We start from the raw sequence: 14,898 nt of genomic DNA, 5'->3' as shown, positions 1-14,898 counted from the left end.
GCGGCCGGGTCCGGATGACCGGCAAGCAGCGGCGCGAACAGCTGCTGGAGATCGGCCGGACGGTCTTCGCCGAGCGCGGCTACGACGGCACCTCGGTGGAGGAGATCGCCGAGCGCGCCGGGGTGTCGAAGCCCGTGGTGTACGAGCACTTCGGCGGCAAGGAGGGGCTGTACGCGGTGGTCGTCGACCGCGAGATGCAGCTGCTGCTGGACATGGTCACCGGGGCCCTGACCGGCGGGCACTCGCGCGAGCTGCTGGAGCAGGCCGCCTTCGCGCTGATGGACTACATCGACACCTCGACGGACGGCTTCCGGATCCTGGTCCGGGACTCCCCGGTGGCCCAGTCGACCGGCACCTTCGCCTCGCTGATCAGCGACATCGCCACGCAGGTCGAGGACATCCTGGGCCTGGAGTTCAAGTCCCGCGGCTTCGACGCCCGGCTGGCCCCGATGTACTCGCAGATGCTGGTCGGGATGGTCGCGCTGACCGGGCAGTGGTGGCTGGAGGTCCGCAAGCCGGACAAGGCGACGGTGGCGGCGCACCTGGTGAACCTCGCCTGGCACGGGCTGGAGGGCCTGGAGCGGCACCCGCGGCTGGTCGGCGAGCGCAAGGGCTGACCGGCCGGGCCGCCCGGGCCGACCCGGCCCGCGGCCGCCTCACCCCCGCGGCCGTCTCACCCCCGCGGCCGCCTGGTCCCCACGGCGAAGATCCGCCGGAACGGGAAGACCGTCCCGCGCGGCCCGGCCGGGTAGGCCTCGCGCAGCAGCCGCCCGTACTCGGCCAGGAAGGCGGCCCGGTCGGCCGGGTCGGTGAGCCGGGTGAGGACCGGGCGCAGCGCGGTGCCCTTGACCCACTCCAGCACCGGGTCCGGCCCCGGCAGCAGGGTGCGGTAGGTGGTCTCCCAGACGTCCGGCAGGCAGTCGGCGGCGACCAGGGCGTCGAGGTAGCGCTCGGGCGGGTGGACGCCGGCCCGGACGGCCTCCTCGCCGAGCAGGCCCCGCCAGCGGGCGCTGCGGCGCAGGTCGGCGAGCAGGGTGTGGCTGGGGGCGTCGAAGTTGCCGGGCACCTGGAAGGCGAGCACCCCACCAGGTTCGAGGGCCGCCGCCCAGCGCGGCAGCAGCGCCAGGTGCCCGTCCACCCACTGGAGGGTGGCGTTGGAGACGATCAGGTCGGGCCGGGCCGGGGCCGGGTCGTACTCGCGGGCGTCGGCGAGCAGGTACTCGGCCGTGGGCTCGCCCCCGGTACGGGCGGTGGCCAGCATCGGGGCGGAGTTGTCGACGCCGGTGAGGCGGGCGGTCGGCCAGCGCTCGCGCAGCGCGGCGGTGGAGTTGCCGGGGCCGCAGCCGATGTCCAGGATCACCTCGGCACCGGGGTGTGGGAGGGCGGGGACGCGGGCGAGCAGTTCGCGCAGCGGACGGTTGCGTTCGTCGGCGAAGCGCAGGTACTGCTCCGGGTCCCAGACGGGGGTGGTCATGGTTCACCTCGCAGGTATCTCGATATCAAGATATCCAGCGTTAGCCTTGCTGGCACATTTCTCGATGTCAAGAGACTTCACATCGACACATCCACCGATACACTGATCGTCATGGAGGACGAGGTCGACAGGCTGGTCGCAGCGTGGCGCCGGGAGCGCCCCGACCTCGATGTGGAGCCGCTGGAGGTGCTCAGCCGGGTCAGCCGGCTCGCCCGGCACCTGGACCGCGCCCGCCGCACCGCCTTCGCCGAGCACGGGCTGGAGCCCTGGGAGTTCGACGTCCTGACCGCCCTGCGGCGGGCCGGCTCCCCGTACCAGCTCTCCCCCGGCCAGCTGCTCACCCAGACCCTGGTCACCTCCGGCACCATGACCAACCGGATCGACCGCCTCACCGGCAAGGGCCTGGTCAAGCGCCTGCCCGACCCGGACGACCGTCGCGGCGTGCTGGTCAGGCTCACCGACGACGGCCGCGACCGCGCCGACCAGGCGCTCGCCGGACTGCTCGCGCACGAACGCGAACTGCTCGCCCAGCTCACCTCCGGCCAGCAGACCGAACTCGCCGCGCTGCTGCGCGTGCTGGTCGCCCCGTTCGACAACATCCCGGGCTGACGGCTCCGGGCCCGGGCTTGCGGGTCAGGGCCGTTCGACGGTGCCGACCACCGGGGACGGCGGCGGCGCGGCCGGCTCGGCCGGGCTGACCCCGGCCCGGCGGGCGACCGCGACGGCCGCCAGCGTGGAGTGCACCCCGAGCTTTCCCAGCACGTTCTGCATGTGCGTCCGGACGGTGTGCGGCGACAGGTAGAGCCGCTCCGCGACGGCCTGCCGGCCGAGGCCCGCGACCATACAGCGCAGGATCTGCTTCTCCCGCGGCGTCAGGGTGTCCACCAGCCGCTCGCTCTCGGTGCGGTCCCGCCGGGCGGTGGTGAGCTCGCGGATCACCCCGGTGAGCAGCGCGGGCGGCAGGTGCGTCTCGTCCCGCAGCACGCCCCGGACCACCGCCAGCAGCCGGGCCAGCGAACTCTCCTTGGCCACCCAGCCGGTGGCGCCCGCGTGCAGGGCGCGGGCGGCGCGGTGCGGGTCGTCGGCGGTGGCCAGGACGACGGCGCGCAGCCCGGGGTGGGCGCGGCGGAGCCGGGCGAGCAGGGTGATGCCGTCCGGTGGCGGGGCGGCGGGTCTGAACTGATCGCCCCGCAGCGGGTCCACCACGGCCCGCACCCCGGTCGGCAGCCCGCCCGACAGCGGAACCGGCACCCCCACCGGTACGGCCGGCCGGCGCGGCTGCGGCACGGGCGGGGCACCGCGGCCGCGCCGGGCCTCGTCGCCGTACTCCGCGCCGGGCCGACGGCGGGCCGGCACTCCGCCGCCCGCCTGCGCTCCCGGCACGCCCGCCTGGCCGCCAGTCCCGATCGTCCCGGCCGCACCGACCGTCCCGACCGGCTCGCCGCCCAGGTCGGCGTCGATCAACGCCACGTCGTAGGACCGGCCCTCGCCGGCCGCCCGCTCCAAGGCCCGCTCGGCGGCGGCGGCACTGCCGGCCGCCCCCACCTCCACGTCCGGCTCGGCGGCCAGCGCCGCGGCCAGTGCCTCGGCGAAGATCCGGTGGTCGTCGACCACCAGGACGCGAATCCGCCCCATCGTCCCTCCCCCTGCTCGCACCGCCCGAGCCCGGGGGCGGGGACCGGCCCGGCATCCGCGTTCCGGACCCGCCGTTCCGCCCGCCCACCGGTGGCCGGTGAGGCCGAATGGGCGCCGGCCCCCACCGGTACCGCACTCAGCGTACGGGGCGGGATACGCGCTCGTGGCGATTCGGTGAAGTTTCGTCAGAAGGTGCGTGAGTGGCCGGACTTGGACCGTCCGACCCCCACTCCACCACTGCTCACCGGCCGTTGCTCACCGGCCTTCTCTCACCGGCCGTTCTTCGCCAGGGTGAACGTCCAGGCGTCGGCGACGATCTCGTCCAGGTTCGGGCGGCGCGGGGTCCAGCCCAGCGTCTCGTGGGCGCGGGCGGCCGAGGCCACCAGCACCGCCGGGTCGCCGGCCCGGCGGCCCGCGACCTGCACCGGGATCTCCCGGCCGGTGACGCGCTTGACCGACTCGATCACCTCGCGCACCGAGAAGCCGCTGCCGTTGCCCAGGTTGCAGATCAGGTGCTCGCCCGGCTTCGCCGCGTCCAGTGCCAGCAGGTGCGCCTCGGCCAGGTCCGCGACGTGGATGTAGTCGCGGACGCAGGTGCCGTCCGGGGTCGGGTAGTCGTCGCCGTACACCGCGATGTGCGGACGCTGCCCCAGCGCGGCCTGGAAGACCAGCGGGATCAGGTGCGACTCGGGGTCGTGCCGCTCACCGTAGGACCCGTACGCACCGGCCACGTTGAAGTAGCGCAGCGAGACGGCGGCCAGGCCGTGCGCGACGGCCTCACTGGTGATCAGGTGGTCCACCGCGAGCTTGGTGGCGCCGTAGGTGTTGGTCGGCGCGGTGCGGGCGGTCTCGGCGATCGGCACGGCCTCCGGCTCGCCGTAGGTCGCGGCGGTGGAGGAGAACACCAGCTTGCGCACACCCGCCGCGCGCATCGCGCTGATCAGCTCCAGCGAGCCGGCCACGTTGTTGCGCCAGTACTTCTCCGGGTCCGCGACCGACTCGCCGACCTGCGAGGAGGCGGCGAAGTGCAGCACGCCGTCGAAGGAGCCGTCCAGCACCTTGTCGGCCTCCTGGATCCGGCCCTCGACGAACTCGGCACCGGCCGGGACGCCCTCGCGGAAACCGGTGGAGAGGTCGTCCAGGACGGTCACCCGGTGCCCCGCCTCCAGCAGGTGGGCGGCGACCACACTGCCGACGTAGCCGGCGCCACCCGTGACCAGGTACTTACTCATGTTGCGACCTCCAGCGAACGACGGTCCGCCCGGTCGGACGGAAGCCGTCGACGGAATCCGTACGACTGGGGTCATTCTCCCAATCCCACCGGGGTGCTCCGCGCCACCCGGACGACTGCTTCCAGCCTTCTCACCAACTCCTCAGCCGCCGGCCATCCGCTCCAGCAGACCGGTGCGCGCCGCCACCGCGGCCGCCTCCAGCCGGGTCCGCGCGCCGAGCTTCATCAGCACCCGCTGGACGTGCGTCCGGGCGGTGCTGGCGGCGATCCGCATCCCGGCGGCGATCGCCGCGGTGTCCTCGCCGTCCGCGATCCGGGCCAGCACCTGCACCTCACGGCGGGTCAGCAGCCGCAGCAGCCGGACGGCCTCGTCGTCCGGTTCGGCCGCCGGGCGCAGCAGTTGGTCGAAGGCGCCGCGCAGGATGTCCACCGCGACCGCGGCCTCGCCCGCGCGCGCCCGCCCGATGGCCCGCTCGACCACCTCGATCCGCTCGTCGCTGGGCACGTACCCGGCCGCGCCGGCCGCGAACGCCCCTGCCACTCCGCGCAGTTCACCCACCGGACCGAGCACGATCACGGCCACCTCAGGGCGCTCCCGGCGGATCCGGCGCAGCCCGTCGAAGGCACCCGACTCCCCCGGCACGGCCACCCCCAGCAGACACACCTCGGGCCGCCGCCCGACCACCAGGTCGGCGGCGACACCGGCCGGGGAACCGACCGCCAGCACCCGGTGGCCGCGCAGCTGAAGTGCGGTGGCCAGCGCTTCGGCCAGCAGCCGGTGGTCGTCCACCACGACGAGTCGAACACCCATGACACCCTCCCGGTCGGGGTTCGGCTCGCGCCCGCACCCCTCGGGCGGGCGGCCGATGACGCACCATCACAGCGCATTCCGTACCCGACCCGCTAGGCCGTGGCGTGTCGGGCCGCGGAACCGGTCGGGAAACGCGAAAGACCCCCGCCGTGAGGCGAGGGTCTTTCAGTGGAGCCCCCATGCGGAATCGAACCGCAGACCTTCTCCTTACCATGGAGACGCTCTACCGACTGAGCTATAGGGGCTTGCCGGGCTTTTCACCGGGCCGGTCGAACAAGGAAGACATTACACGGCTCCGGGCCCGGAAGGGAAATCGGCCTCCGGCCTCCGCCGCCGGTCGGCCCGGACCTCGCCGCGCCGGCCCTCCCGGCCGTCGCCACGCGCCGGCTCAGTCCTCGCCGTGCACCGCGTCGAACTCCTCGCGGGCCGCCATCATCCGCCTGGCGCGGTGCTCCGTCCACCGGCCGACCGGCGTGAGCAGCTCGGCCAGTTCGCGACCGAGCGGCAGCAGGTCGTAGACCACCCGCGGCGGCGTCTCCGGGAAGACCGTACGCAGCACCAGCCCGCTGCGCTCCAGGTTGCGCAGCGACTGGGTGAGCATCTTGCGGCTGACCCCGCCGACCCCGCGCTGGAGTTCGGAGAAGCGCTGCGGCCCGCAGCCGAGGAGGCTCATCAGGATCAGCATCGACCACTTGTCGGCCAGCTCGGCGAAGACCGCGCGACTGGGACAGAGCTGGGCGAACACGTCGTACTCCGGCTCGTCCGGCTCATCCGGCTCCCCCCGTGCGCCCCGCGCTTCCTTCGCGTCCCGTGCTTCCTGCGCGTTCCGCACTTCCTTCGCGTCCTGCTCCGCGGGTTGTCCGGTCCCGGTCCGGGCCGCTTGCTCCGTCGTCATGCGTCCAGGGTAGCCCTGCGGTCTCCAATCCACCCTTGGTAACCAATGGAGACCTGGTCTATATTGGAGACCAACGGAGCCGGGGCCCGCCGCCACCGCGGTGCGCCCGCCCCGTCCCGTCCCCACGCCTGCCCGCCGGCCACCGCGCCGGCCCGCACCCGTCCCCTGGAGCGCCGCATGACCGCCGTCCGTCCGACCGTCGCCCTCGCCTACCACTCCGGCTACGGCCACACCGCCGTGATCGCCGAGGCCGTCGCCCGTGGCGCCGCCGCCGCGGGTGCCGAGGTCGTCACGATCGCCGTCGACACCATCACCGAGGAGCAGTGGGCCCAGCTGGACGCCGCCGACGCGATCGTCTTCGGCTCCCCCACCTACATGGGCACCGCCTCCGGCGCCTTCCACGTCTTCGCCGAGGCCACCAGCAAGCGCTGGTTCTCCGACTCCTGGAAGGACAAGGTCGCGGCCGGCTTCACCAACTCCGCCTCCAAGAGCGGCGACAAGGCCGGCACCCTCTTCTTCTTCCAGACCCTCGCCGCCCAGCACGGCATGAGCTGGGTCAACCTCGGCCTCAAGCCCGGCTGGAACGCCACCACCGCCTCCGAGGACGACCTCAACCGGCTCGGCTTCTCCAACGGCGCCGCCGCGTCCTCCCCGGCCGACGCCGGCCCGGAGGCCGTCCACAAGTCCGACATCGCCACCGCCGAGCACCTCGGCGACCGCGTCGCCCGGCACACCGCCGTCGTGCTGGCCGGCCGCGCCGCCCTGGCCGGCTGAGCCCACCCCTCGTCAGGCCGCCGGATCCGTCCCCAACCGGGGCGCCCGGCGGCCTCCGCCGTCCACCGGGCCGTCCGCCGAACCGAGTTCGGCACCGTCCGCCGCACCGCCCGTAGCCCCGCCCGCCACACCGTCCAGCGAACCGAGCTCCGCACCGGTGTTCTCCGGCAGCATCCGCAGGCACCCCAGGGCCAGCACACCCAGCACCGCCAGGTACCAGCCCACCGGCTGCGCCGTCCCGTACGCCCCGGTCAGCCGGGTGGCCACCAGCGGCGTCGTCGCACCGCCGACCACACCGCCCAGGTTGTACGTCAGCGCCGCGCCCGTGTAGCGCACCCGGGTCGGGAACAGCTCCGGCAGGAACGCCGCCAACGGCCCGAACATGCAGCCCAGCACCACCATCGCCCCCGCCAGCCCGACGAACATCAGCGGCCGGCTCACCGTCTCCAACAGCGGGAACAGCACCGGCGACCAGACCGCGGCCAGAGCCGTCGCCCACCGCAAGGTCCGCCGCCGCCCCCAACGGTCACTGCGCGAGGCGCTCAACCACACCGTCGCGGCCATGCCCACCGCCCCGACCAGCAGCATCGACAGCACCACCGTGCTCGCCACCCCGAGCCCGGTCGTCGCGTACGCCAGCGCGTACGTCGTGGTCAGGTAGAACAGCGCGTACCCCACCGTGATCGCCCCGCCGCCCGCCAGCACCGGACGCCAGTGCCCCCGCAGCACCTCCAGCACCGGCAGCCGCTCCCGGCGCCCCTCCGTCCGGAACAGCGGCGACTCCTCGACCCGCAGCCGCACGAACAGCCCCACCGCGACCAGGACGAACGAGGCCAGGAACGGCACCCGCCAACCCCACGCGCGGAACGCCCCCTCGTCCAGGCCGAGTTGCAGCGCCAGGAACACCCCGTTCGCCAGCACGAACCCGATCGTCGGCCCCAGCTGCAGGAACCCCCCGTACCGCCCCCGCCGCCCGGCCGGCGCGTTCTCCGCGATCAGCAGCGCCGCCCCGCCCCACTCCCCGCCCAACCCGACGCCCTGGCACACCCGCAGCACCACCAGCACCGCCGGCGCCCACCACCCCCACGCCCCGAACCCCGGCAACAGCCCCACCGCCGCCGTCGCCAACCCCATCAGCAGCAGCGACACCACCAGCGTCGCCTTCCGCCCCACCCGGTCCCCGAAGTGCCCGAACACCACCGCCCCCACCGGCCGGGCCAGGAACGCCACCGCGTACACCGAGAACGCCGCCAACAGCGCCCCCACCGTGCCCAATCCGGGAAAGAACACCGGCCCGAACACCAACGCGGCCGCCGTCCCGTAAATGAAGAAGTCGTAGAACTCGATCGCCGTCCCGATCAGCGCCGCAGCCGCCGCCCGCCGCACCTGCCCGACCCGCCAAGCACCCTCCGCATCCATACCACCACCCTCGCCACCCCCACCCCGCCCCCACCAGCCTCCACCCGAGTGACCCCGGCGCACACCCGCCGCCCCACGCCCCCGACGTGCGCGAGGGCGCCAGGATGCACCTGACGCCCTCTCACCTCTGCCGACCCGCCTGCGCGGCTGCCCTGCAACGCGGCAACCCGGCTACCTCGCGTACGGGTTGTCCTCCGGCGGCACCTGCGGCCGGTACGCCGGCAGGTCCGGCGGCGGCACCAGCGACACCTGAGCCACCCGAGTCCGCACAGCCGACTTCCGCCGCCACACCACCGCGAACACCACCCCCGCCACCAACACCAACCCGGCCGCCACCCCCGCGACGACCGGCACCGCACCACTGCCCGAACCCGACGCCACCTCAGCCTTCGGCCGCGCCGACGGCACACCAACGGCCACGTCGGCCGGACTCGGCAGCACTGGCGCAGGAGCGGGCGCACTCGCCGAAGGCGACGGAGCCACCGACGGCACAACCGCGTCAGCCGGAAGCGGCGACACGTCGGCGGGGCCGGGATCCCCCGGATCCGTCAACGCGATACGCGGCCGCACCGCACCCCAGCCGGCATCGTCCGTGCGAACCGTTCCCCCGTTCGGCCTGCTCGCCGTATTGATGAGGACCCGCAGAACCTGGTTCGCCGTCCAGTCCCTGTGAGCCGCCCAAACCAGTGCCGCCGAGGCGGAAACCAGAGCTGCCGCGTCCGACGTCCCGTGGCTCTTGCAGTACCCGGTTTCGGACGTACAGGCCTCTACCATTTCCTCACCAGGCCCCACGAGTGCGACCTGCGGCCCCGTTTGGGACTCCGCAGTCACGGTGCCGCTTCGGTTGATGGCTCCGACGCCGACAACGTTCGGCAAAGCACCCGGATATTCCGCAAGATTTCCATCTTGCGCAGAATTTCCCACACTGGAGACCACCAGCACCCCTTTTGCCCTCGCATTCGCAAGGATCCGGTTCAGCTTGGCGACATCTGTAGAAGAAGTCTGCACCGCGGCCATGCCCTGGGAAATATTGATGACCTTGGCACCTTGGCTCGCCGCATAGTCAACCGCCTGACCGATTTGACCGAGGAAATCCGACGAGATCGACGACCCCTCGGAACCGTTGGCAATCTTCAGCGGCAGAATTTTAACCCCAGACGCCAGCCCGTACGCCCCGGTTCCCTCTTGGCCTTTCCCGGTCCCCGCGATGAGACTGGCCATCTGTGTCCCATGACCTCCAACGTCGAGCCCGACGCCACCAGGGCTGCCACTGAAATCCTTACCCGGCAAGAACTGTCCCGCCAGGTCAGGGTGGTCCAGCCTGAATCCTCCGTCGACCACCGCAACAGTGACCCCCTGCCCCGTGGAGACCTTCCACATCTCAGGGGCATGCATCGCATCCAGGTGCCACTGCTGCTGCCGAATCGAGCCATCGGCGACAGCCGGCGTCACCGCGGTCCCCACCACGCACAGGCTCACAGCCCCCAGAGCCACAAGCCGACGAACCCACATCCCGTACTCCCCCAACAACGTGACCTACCTCGCGTACGGGTTGCCCTCCGACTGCACCCGAACCGCCTCGGGCTGTACGGCCGGCTTCCGGCGCCGCACCACTGCGAACACCACACCGGCCACCAACACCAACCCGGCCGCCACACCCCCCACGATCGGCAACGCACTGCCCGAACCCGACGATGCCTCAGCCTTCGGCCGCGCCGATGGCGCACCGGCAGCCACATCGGTCGGGCTTCCGGCCTGGCCTGGAACAGCGGATGCGGCAGCCGAGGCGGTTGCCGAAGGCGACGGAACCGACGACGGTGTCGCCGCATCACCCGGAACCGGCGAAACATCCGCCGGACCCGGGTCCCCCGGATCCGTCAACGCGATACGCGGCCGGACAACGCCATAACCAATGATGTTGTTGCGATCGGAACCGTCGTTCGGCTTCCCCGCGGTATTGATGAGGACCCGCAGGACCTGATTCGCGGTCCAGTCCTTGTGCACGGACCAGATCAATGCGGCCGAGGCTGAAGCCAGAGCAGAAGAGTCCGATGTGCCATGGCCCTTGCAGTACCCGGTATTCCCGGTGCATGCCTCGACGATGTCAACACCAGGCGCGGAGAGAATGACCTGCGCCCCCTGCTGGGACCCCGAAGTCACGGTGGCGTTGCGGTCGATCGCGCCCACCCCGACCACGTTCGGCAGGCCGCTCGGATACTCGAGAAGATTTCCTGACTGGTAGGAGTTACCCACACTGGAGAACACCAGAACACCCTTCGCCCGCGCCCAGGCCAGGGTCTTGCTCAGCTTCTCCGCGTCAGCAGGAGATGCGGTGACGGCAGAGATTCCCTGCGAGATATTGACGACCTTGGCACCCTGCTCGACCGCATACGTGACAGCCTGCCCGATCTGCCCCAGAAAATCCGCCGAAACCACGGCCCCTACGGACCCGTTATTGATTTTCAGTGGAAGGACCTTGGCAGCAGGAGCAAGGCCGTACGCCCCCGTGCCGCCACTGGCCTTTCCGGATCCTGCGACGAGGCCGGCCATCGCCGTACCGTGGCCGTCAGCGTACGAGCCGACGCCGCCCGGGCTCTCACTGAAGTCCTTACCAGGGAGGAGCTGTCCCACGAGGTCCGGATGGTCCAGCTTGAACCCGCCATCGATCACCGCGACAGTGATGCCCTGGCCCCTGGAAACCTTCCACACCTCAGGTGCGTGCATCGCGTCCAGGTGCCACTGATCAGCACGAATCGAGCCATCGGCGGCAGCCGGTGTCACCGCGCTCCCCACCACGCCCAGGCTCACAACCCCCAGGGCCACAAGCCGACGACCCCACATCCCGCGTTCCCCCAACAACGTGAACTACCTCGTGTACGGATTGTCCTCCGGCGGCACCGGCGGCTGGTACGACGGCGGAGCCGGCGGCACCGCCCCCATCGGCTGCTGCGACGGCAGCGGCGGCACCTGGGCCACGTCCGGCTGCGCGGCCGGCTTCCGACGCCTCACTACCGCGAACACCACTCCCGCCACCAACACCAACCCGGCCACCACACCCGCCACGATCGGCAACGCACCGCCGGAGCCCGAGGACGCCTCAGCCTTCGGCTGCACCGACGGCGCACCGGCGGCCACATCGGTCGGAGTCTCGACCGGGATCGGCACCGCAGACCCAGCAGCAGGCGCGGTCGCCGAAGGCGACGGGGCCCCCGACGGTGCAGGCGTGCCAACCGGGAGCGGTGACACGTTCGCGGGACCAGGATCTCCCGGATCCGTCAAAGCAATACGCGGCCGCACCGCACCGAAACCGATGAGGTCATTGCGACCGGACCCGTCATTCGCCTTCCCTGCGGTATTGATGAGCACCCGCAGGACCTGGTTCCCCGTCCAGTCCGGATGCGCCGCCCACACCAATGCCGCCGAGGCCGACACCATCGCGGTCGAGTCAGAGGTCCCGTGACTCTTGCAATAGCCCGTGGGTGAGGTGCAAGCCGCGATCATATCCATGCCAGGCGCGACAAACACCACCTGGGGGCCCCGTTCGGACTCCGCCGTAACAGTGCCATTTCGATCCGAAGCTCCCACGCCGACCACCCCGGGAAGCGCTCCGGGATACTCGACCGGATTCCCCTTCTCGGCTTCATTTCCGACGCTGGCGAATACTAGGACTCCCTTGTCCCTGGCTGCCGCGATGATCCCGTTCAGTTTCGTGACGTCCGCCGGGTAGGCCGTTACCGCGTCAATCCCCTGCGAAATATTGATGACCTTGGCGCCCTGATCGACCGCATAGCTGATGGCCTGCCCGATCTGACCAAGGAAATCAGTCGAGACGATTGAGCCGACCTTGCCGGTGTTGATCTTCAACGGAAGTACCTTGACACCCGGCGCCAACCCCAGCGCACCCGTCCCCCCGTTTCCCTTGCCCGTTCCGGCGATGAGGCTGGACATACCCGTGCCATGGCCGTCCGCGGCCGAACCCACACCTCCGGGGCTTCCGCTGAAGTCCTGGCCCGGCAGGAACTGCCCCTCCAGGTCAGGATGATCCAGCTTGAACCCGCTGTCGATCACCGCGACAGTGATGCCCCGCCCCTTGGTGACCTTCCACATCTCCGGAGCGTGCATCGCCTCCAGATGCCACTGCTGCTGCCGGATCGTGTCCTCGGCAACCGCGGGTGCTGCGACCGGGCCGACCACGATTCCCGCCGCCAGAAGCGCCGCAGCAGCAGCCCGCCAACGCGCCCGCGCGTTCGTCCGCCCCATCACAACTCCTCGTCAATGTCCCCGTCAGCAAGACCAGTGCCCTGAACGTGACTGCCCGGCCACTGGGGATGCCCAGTGGCCGGGCAGTCGTTGCCGTCCTACTCAATCACGTCCGGATTGCTGTGCGGCGTACCGCTGGTCCAGGTCTCCTCGTCCTCGTGCAGGTAGTCGGCCCGCTGGCGGCGGTCGCGCTCCTTCCGGCCGCCGTGGCCCGCCGCTCCGGGGGCCATCATGCCGTTCTGCCTGGCCTGGGGGCCGCCCTCGCCGGCACCCGCCGCGCGGTTGCGCAGACCGGTACCGCCCGGCGTGAACTCCCCGCCGGCCGTCGGGCCCTTGCGGCCACCGACCGTGCCACCCGTGGTCGAGGACAGGCCCCGGCCGCGCGAGCCTCCGCCGGCGCCGACCGCACCGCCGTGGGCACCGCCCATGCCGGGGTGCATGCCGCCACCCATGCCACCGGGCCCGCCGACCCGGCCGCCGCCGCCCGGCCCCGCCTCACGGGCGCCGAAGACCGTCCCGCTGGGCAGGCCGGGGGTGCCGCTCCTCCCCTGCCCGGGGCCGCCACCGAACGGGGTCGTGCGCACCGGGATCTGGCCGCCGCCCTTGCCCGGGACGTACCCGGTGCCACCGCCCTTGGTCGGGACGGTGCCGCCGCCCGGTCCACCCGGGATGCCCGTGACCGGGCCGCCACCGGGAACGCCGGGCCCGCCGCCCGGGCCACCCGGCCCGTTCGGGTAGCCGGGAAGGGTGGTCGGTCCGTCCGTCGGCAGCTGGCCGCCGCCGGGGCCGTACGGGCCGGTCTGCGTGGGCAGGGTCGGCAGGGTGGGCAGGCTGTTGAGGTCGGTGCCCGGACGGTTGACCGGGTCCGACGGGTACGACGGCGGGGTCGAGGTCCCCGGGTCCTGCGGCGCGGGCGGCAGCTGGCCGCCGCCACCGTGCGGCGGGGGCGGGGTGTTGCCCGGGTTGGACGGGCCGGGGCCGCCCGATCCCGGGTCACGGGGCAGGACCTTTCCTCCGCCGTAGCCGCCCCCACCGGACGGGTCGGAGCCACCGCCGACGCTTCCGCCGCCCGAACGCGGATTGCGGACGGGGCCGCCAGAGCCTACCGAGCCACCGCTGCCACCCGTAACAGTTGACGCATCGTCCTTGCCGGTGCCGTCACCAGGTGTCCCGGGCAGCACCACGTCCGACGGAATCCCGTTCAGCGTCGTCGTCGCCGCGCTGTACGCCTGGGCCAGCTTCTCCATCTGGAGAACGGCCTCCTGGTGCTCCTTCTCGACCTTCGCCTTCGCCTGGACGTACTCCGTCGACGTCACCCACTTGGGGTTGACCGTCTTCATGTACTCGTCGACGGTCTGGCCGACGGCAAGCTGGGGAACATTGAGCAGGTTCGACTGGCTGTTGTGCCTGTCGACCGCCTGGATCTCCGTCTGCGGAGGCTCCGGCACAGCGACCTTGGCGGTGCTGAGTGCCTCCCCGGCCTGGTGCATCGCATCGCCCGCGGTCGTGGCGTGGTCACCGATGATCTGCGCCGACTGCTGGAGGTTGTTCACCCAGGTCTTGAAGCTCTCGGCAGCCGGGCCTTCCCAGGTGACGTTGCCGACATGCGACTTGAGCGCCGTGCTCAGTTCCTTCAGCACCCGCCCGGCCGACTGCAGCTGGGTGCCGCGACTGAGGACCGTCGTCGGGTCCGTGCTGTCCACCATCTTCCGCAGGTGGGCGTGTTCCATGCTTTCGAAGTTCGTGCTGCCTGACACTACTTGCTCCCCGTCTCCCCGTAGGACTCTCCCCAGACCGCCATCAGTACTTTCCGTCGCCCGACCCAGGTGCCGACGTGGTGACACCCGCGTTCTTCGCGACGGCGTTCTGCGCGGCCGTCGTGTGGTCCTCGTTGGTCGCGTAGATGCTGGCCGTCCGCGTAACCGCCGTCTGCATCGCCTGGATCTGCGACACGAAGTCCTTGTGCAGCTGGACGAGCTGGGCGTGCACCTTCCCGTAGGCGGTGGTCAGCGCGGTCGCCTCGGCGAACTCCGCGCTCGCGAAGCTCTTGCCCGTCAGCTTCTGCTCCTGGAGCTTGTACGGCGCGGCCGGCGAGCCCTCCATCGCGGCGAGCAGGGCCTCGATCTTGCCCACGAACGTCGTGAGCGTGTCGAGCTCGACCTGGACGTTCTGCTTCCCGAAGGCCGCCACCAGGTCACTGGCGCTGACGTTGGTCTGCACCGTGCTGACGACGGGGGCGATGTTGATCCCGCCCAGCGGCCACGGGAGCTTCTGGTCCAGCATGAACGGTGCCGAGTCGTTCGCAGGCGCCTGGCTGCCCGGGTCGGTCCCCGACGCGCTGGGTGCCGGGTTGGCCGAAGGGCTGGGCGCGGCAGTCGTCGTAGGGCTCGGGGCCGGGC

14 protein-coding genes and 1 tRNA gene are annotated in these 14,898 nt (G+C 71.8%); 3 read left to right on the top strand and 12 right to left on the bottom strand.

Annotated elements, in window-relative coordinates; translation table 11 throughout:
• On the top strand, positions 1-617 hold a 617-nt coding region (locus tag ACFU7Z_RS01810), incomplete at its 5' end, for a TetR/AcrR family transcriptional regulator (RefSeq protein ID WP_380775296.1).
• 56 nt (positions 618-673) lie between these two features.
• Here the strand turns inward: ACFU7Z_RS01810 and ACFU7Z_RS01805 are convergent.
• Positions 674-1,474, bottom strand: a complete 801-nt coding sequence (locus tag ACFU7Z_RS01805; protein ID WP_380775294.1) for a methyltransferase domain-containing protein — start codon at positions 1,472-1,474, stop codon at positions 674-676.
• Positions 1,475-1,585: 111 nt separating this feature from the next.
• Between ACFU7Z_RS01805 and ACFU7Z_RS01800 the strand changes: the two genes are divergently transcribed.
• Positions 1,586-2,083: a MarR family winged helix-turn-helix transcriptional regulator gene (locus ACFU7Z_RS01800; RefSeq protein ID WP_049660288.1), complete on the top strand. Its 498-nt coding sequence runs from the start codon at positions 1,586-1,588 to the stop codon at positions 2,081-2,083.
• Positions 2,084-2,107: 24 nt separating this feature from the next.
• Here ACFU7Z_RS01800 and ACFU7Z_RS01795 read toward each other — a convergent pair whose 3' ends face one another.
• From ACFU7Z_RS01795 to ACFU7Z_RS01775, 5 genes are all read right to left on the bottom strand, one after another.
• The gene (locus ACFU7Z_RS01795; RefSeq protein WP_380775292.1) at positions 2,108-3,109 is read right to left on the bottom strand and encodes a LuxR C-terminal-related transcriptional regulator; all 1,002 of its coding nucleotides are present in this window, start codon (positions 3,107-3,109) and stop codon (positions 2,108-2,110) included.
• A 269-nt stretch (positions 3,110-3,378) separates the two neighbouring features.
• Complete coding sequence (gene galE, locus ACFU7Z_RS01790) at positions 3,379-4,341, bottom strand: UDP-glucose 4-epimerase GalE (protein WP_049653698.1); 963 nt, start codon at positions 4,339-4,341, stop codon at positions 3,379-3,381.
• Between the two features lie 141 nt (positions 4,342-4,482).
• Positions 4,483-5,151, bottom strand: coding sequence for a LuxR C-terminal-related transcriptional regulator (locus tag ACFU7Z_RS01785; RefSeq protein WP_380775290.1), 669 nt, complete (start codon positions 5,149-5,151; stop codon positions 4,483-4,485).
• A 169-nt stretch (positions 5,152-5,320) separates the two neighbouring features.
• Positions 5,321-5,396 (bottom strand) — tRNA-Thr (locus ACFU7Z_RS01780).
• 143 nt (positions 5,397-5,539) lie between these two features.
• Positions 5,540-6,046 (bottom strand): winged helix-turn-helix transcriptional regulator, encoded by a 507-nt coding sequence (locus ACFU7Z_RS01775; protein WP_380775288.1) that lies wholly within the window; start codon positions 6,044-6,046, stop codon positions 5,540-5,542.
• Between the two features lie 177 nt (positions 6,047-6,223).
• Between ACFU7Z_RS01775 and ACFU7Z_RS01770 the strand changes: the two genes are divergently transcribed.
• Positions 6,224-6,820: a flavodoxin family protein gene (locus tag ACFU7Z_RS01770; RefSeq protein ID WP_049653702.1), complete on the top strand. Its 597-nt coding sequence runs from the start codon at positions 6,224-6,226 to the stop codon at positions 6,818-6,820.
• 12 nt (positions 6,821-6,832) lie between these two features.
• Here ACFU7Z_RS01770 and ACFU7Z_RS01765 read toward each other — a convergent pair whose 3' ends face one another.
• The 6 genes from ACFU7Z_RS01765 to ACFU7Z_RS01740 form a co-directional block, all read right to left on the bottom strand.
• Entirely contained in the window at positions 6,833-8,239 is a 1,407-nt protein-coding gene (locus tag ACFU7Z_RS01765) for an MFS transporter (RefSeq protein ID WP_380775286.1), read from the bottom strand.
• Positions 8,240-8,410: 171 nt separating this feature from the next.
• Positions 8,411-9,703: a S8 family serine peptidase gene (locus ACFU7Z_RS01760; protein ID WP_380775284.1), complete on the bottom strand. Its 1,293-nt coding sequence runs from the start codon at positions 9,701-9,703 to the stop codon at positions 8,411-8,413.
• A 72-nt stretch (positions 9,704-9,775) separates the two neighbouring features.
• A complete protein-coding gene (locus ACFU7Z_RS01755) occupies positions 9,776-11,047 on the bottom strand; it encodes a S8 family serine peptidase (protein ID WP_380775282.1) in 1,272 nt (423 codons plus the stop codon).
• Between the two features lie 57 nt (positions 11,048-11,104).
• The gene (locus ACFU7Z_RS01750) at positions 11,105-12,499 is read right to left on the bottom strand and encodes a S8 family serine peptidase (RefSeq protein ID WP_380775279.1); all 1,395 of its coding nucleotides are present in this window, start codon (positions 12,497-12,499) and stop codon (positions 11,105-11,107) included.
• A 98-nt stretch (positions 12,500-12,597) separates the two neighbouring features.
• Positions 12,598-14,229, bottom strand: a complete 1,632-nt coding sequence (locus tag ACFU7Z_RS01745) for a WXG100 family type VII secretion target (RefSeq protein WP_380775277.1) — start codon at positions 14,227-14,229, stop codon at positions 12,598-12,600.
• A gap of 70 nt (positions 14,230-14,299) precedes the next feature.
• On the bottom strand, positions 14,300-14,782 hold the full coding sequence (locus tag ACFU7Z_RS01740; RefSeq protein WP_117489285.1) for a hypothetical protein: 483 nt from the start codon (positions 14,780-14,782) through the stop codon (positions 14,300-14,302).
• Positions 14,783-14,898 lie beyond the last annotated feature (116 nt).

It is taken from the genome of Kitasatospora sp. NPDC057518, assembly GCF_042802075.1.
GTDB lineage: Bacteria > Actinomycetota > Actinomycetes > Streptomycetales > Streptomycetaceae > Kitasatospora.
Note: the sequence above shows the minus strand (reverse complement) of the source record. Positions and strands in the feature narration are given on the sequence as shown.

Coding starts and splice junctions, on each gene's coding strand:
- ACFU7Z_RS01805 (WP_380775294.1), bottom strand. CDS start 1,474: ATGACCACCCCCGTCTGGGACCCGGAGCAGTACCTGCGCTTCGCCGAC.
- ACFU7Z_RS01800 (WP_049660288.1), top strand. CDS start 1,586: ATGGAGGACGAGGTCGACAGGCTGGTCGCAGCGTGGCGCCGGGAGCGC.
- ACFU7Z_RS01795 (WP_380775292.1), bottom strand. CDS start 3,109: ATGGGGCGGATTCGCGTCCTGGTGGTCGACGACCACCGGATCTTCGCC.
- galE (WP_049653698.1), bottom strand. CDS start 4,341: ATGAGTAAGTACCTGGTCACGGGTGGCGCCGGCTACGTCGGCAGTGTG.
- ACFU7Z_RS01785 (WP_380775290.1), bottom strand. CDS start 5,151: ATGGGTGTTCGACTCGTCGTGGTGGACGACCACCGGCTGCTGGCCGAA.
- ACFU7Z_RS01775 (WP_380775288.1), bottom strand. CDS start 6,046: ATGACGACGGAGCAAGCGGCCCGGACCGGGACCGGACAACCCGCGGAG.
- ACFU7Z_RS01770 (WP_049653702.1), top strand. CDS start 6,224: ATGACCGCCGTCCGTCCGACCGTCGCCCTCGCCTACCACTCCGGCTAC.
- ACFU7Z_RS01765 (WP_380775286.1), bottom strand. CDS start 8,239: ATGGATGCGGAGGGTGCTTGGCGGGTCGGGCAGGTGCGGCGGGCGGCG.
- ACFU7Z_RS01750 (WP_380775279.1), bottom strand. CDS start 12,499: ATGGGGCGGACGAACGCGCGGGCGCGTTGGCGGGCTGCTGCTGCGGCG.
- ACFU7Z_RS01745 (WP_380775277.1), bottom strand. CDS start 14,229: ATGGAACACGCCCACCTGCGGAAGATGGTGGACAGCACGGACCCGACG.
- ACFU7Z_RS01740 (WP_117489285.1), bottom strand. CDS start 14,782: ATGCTGGACCAGAAGCTCCCGTGGCCGCTGGGCGGGATCAACATCGCC.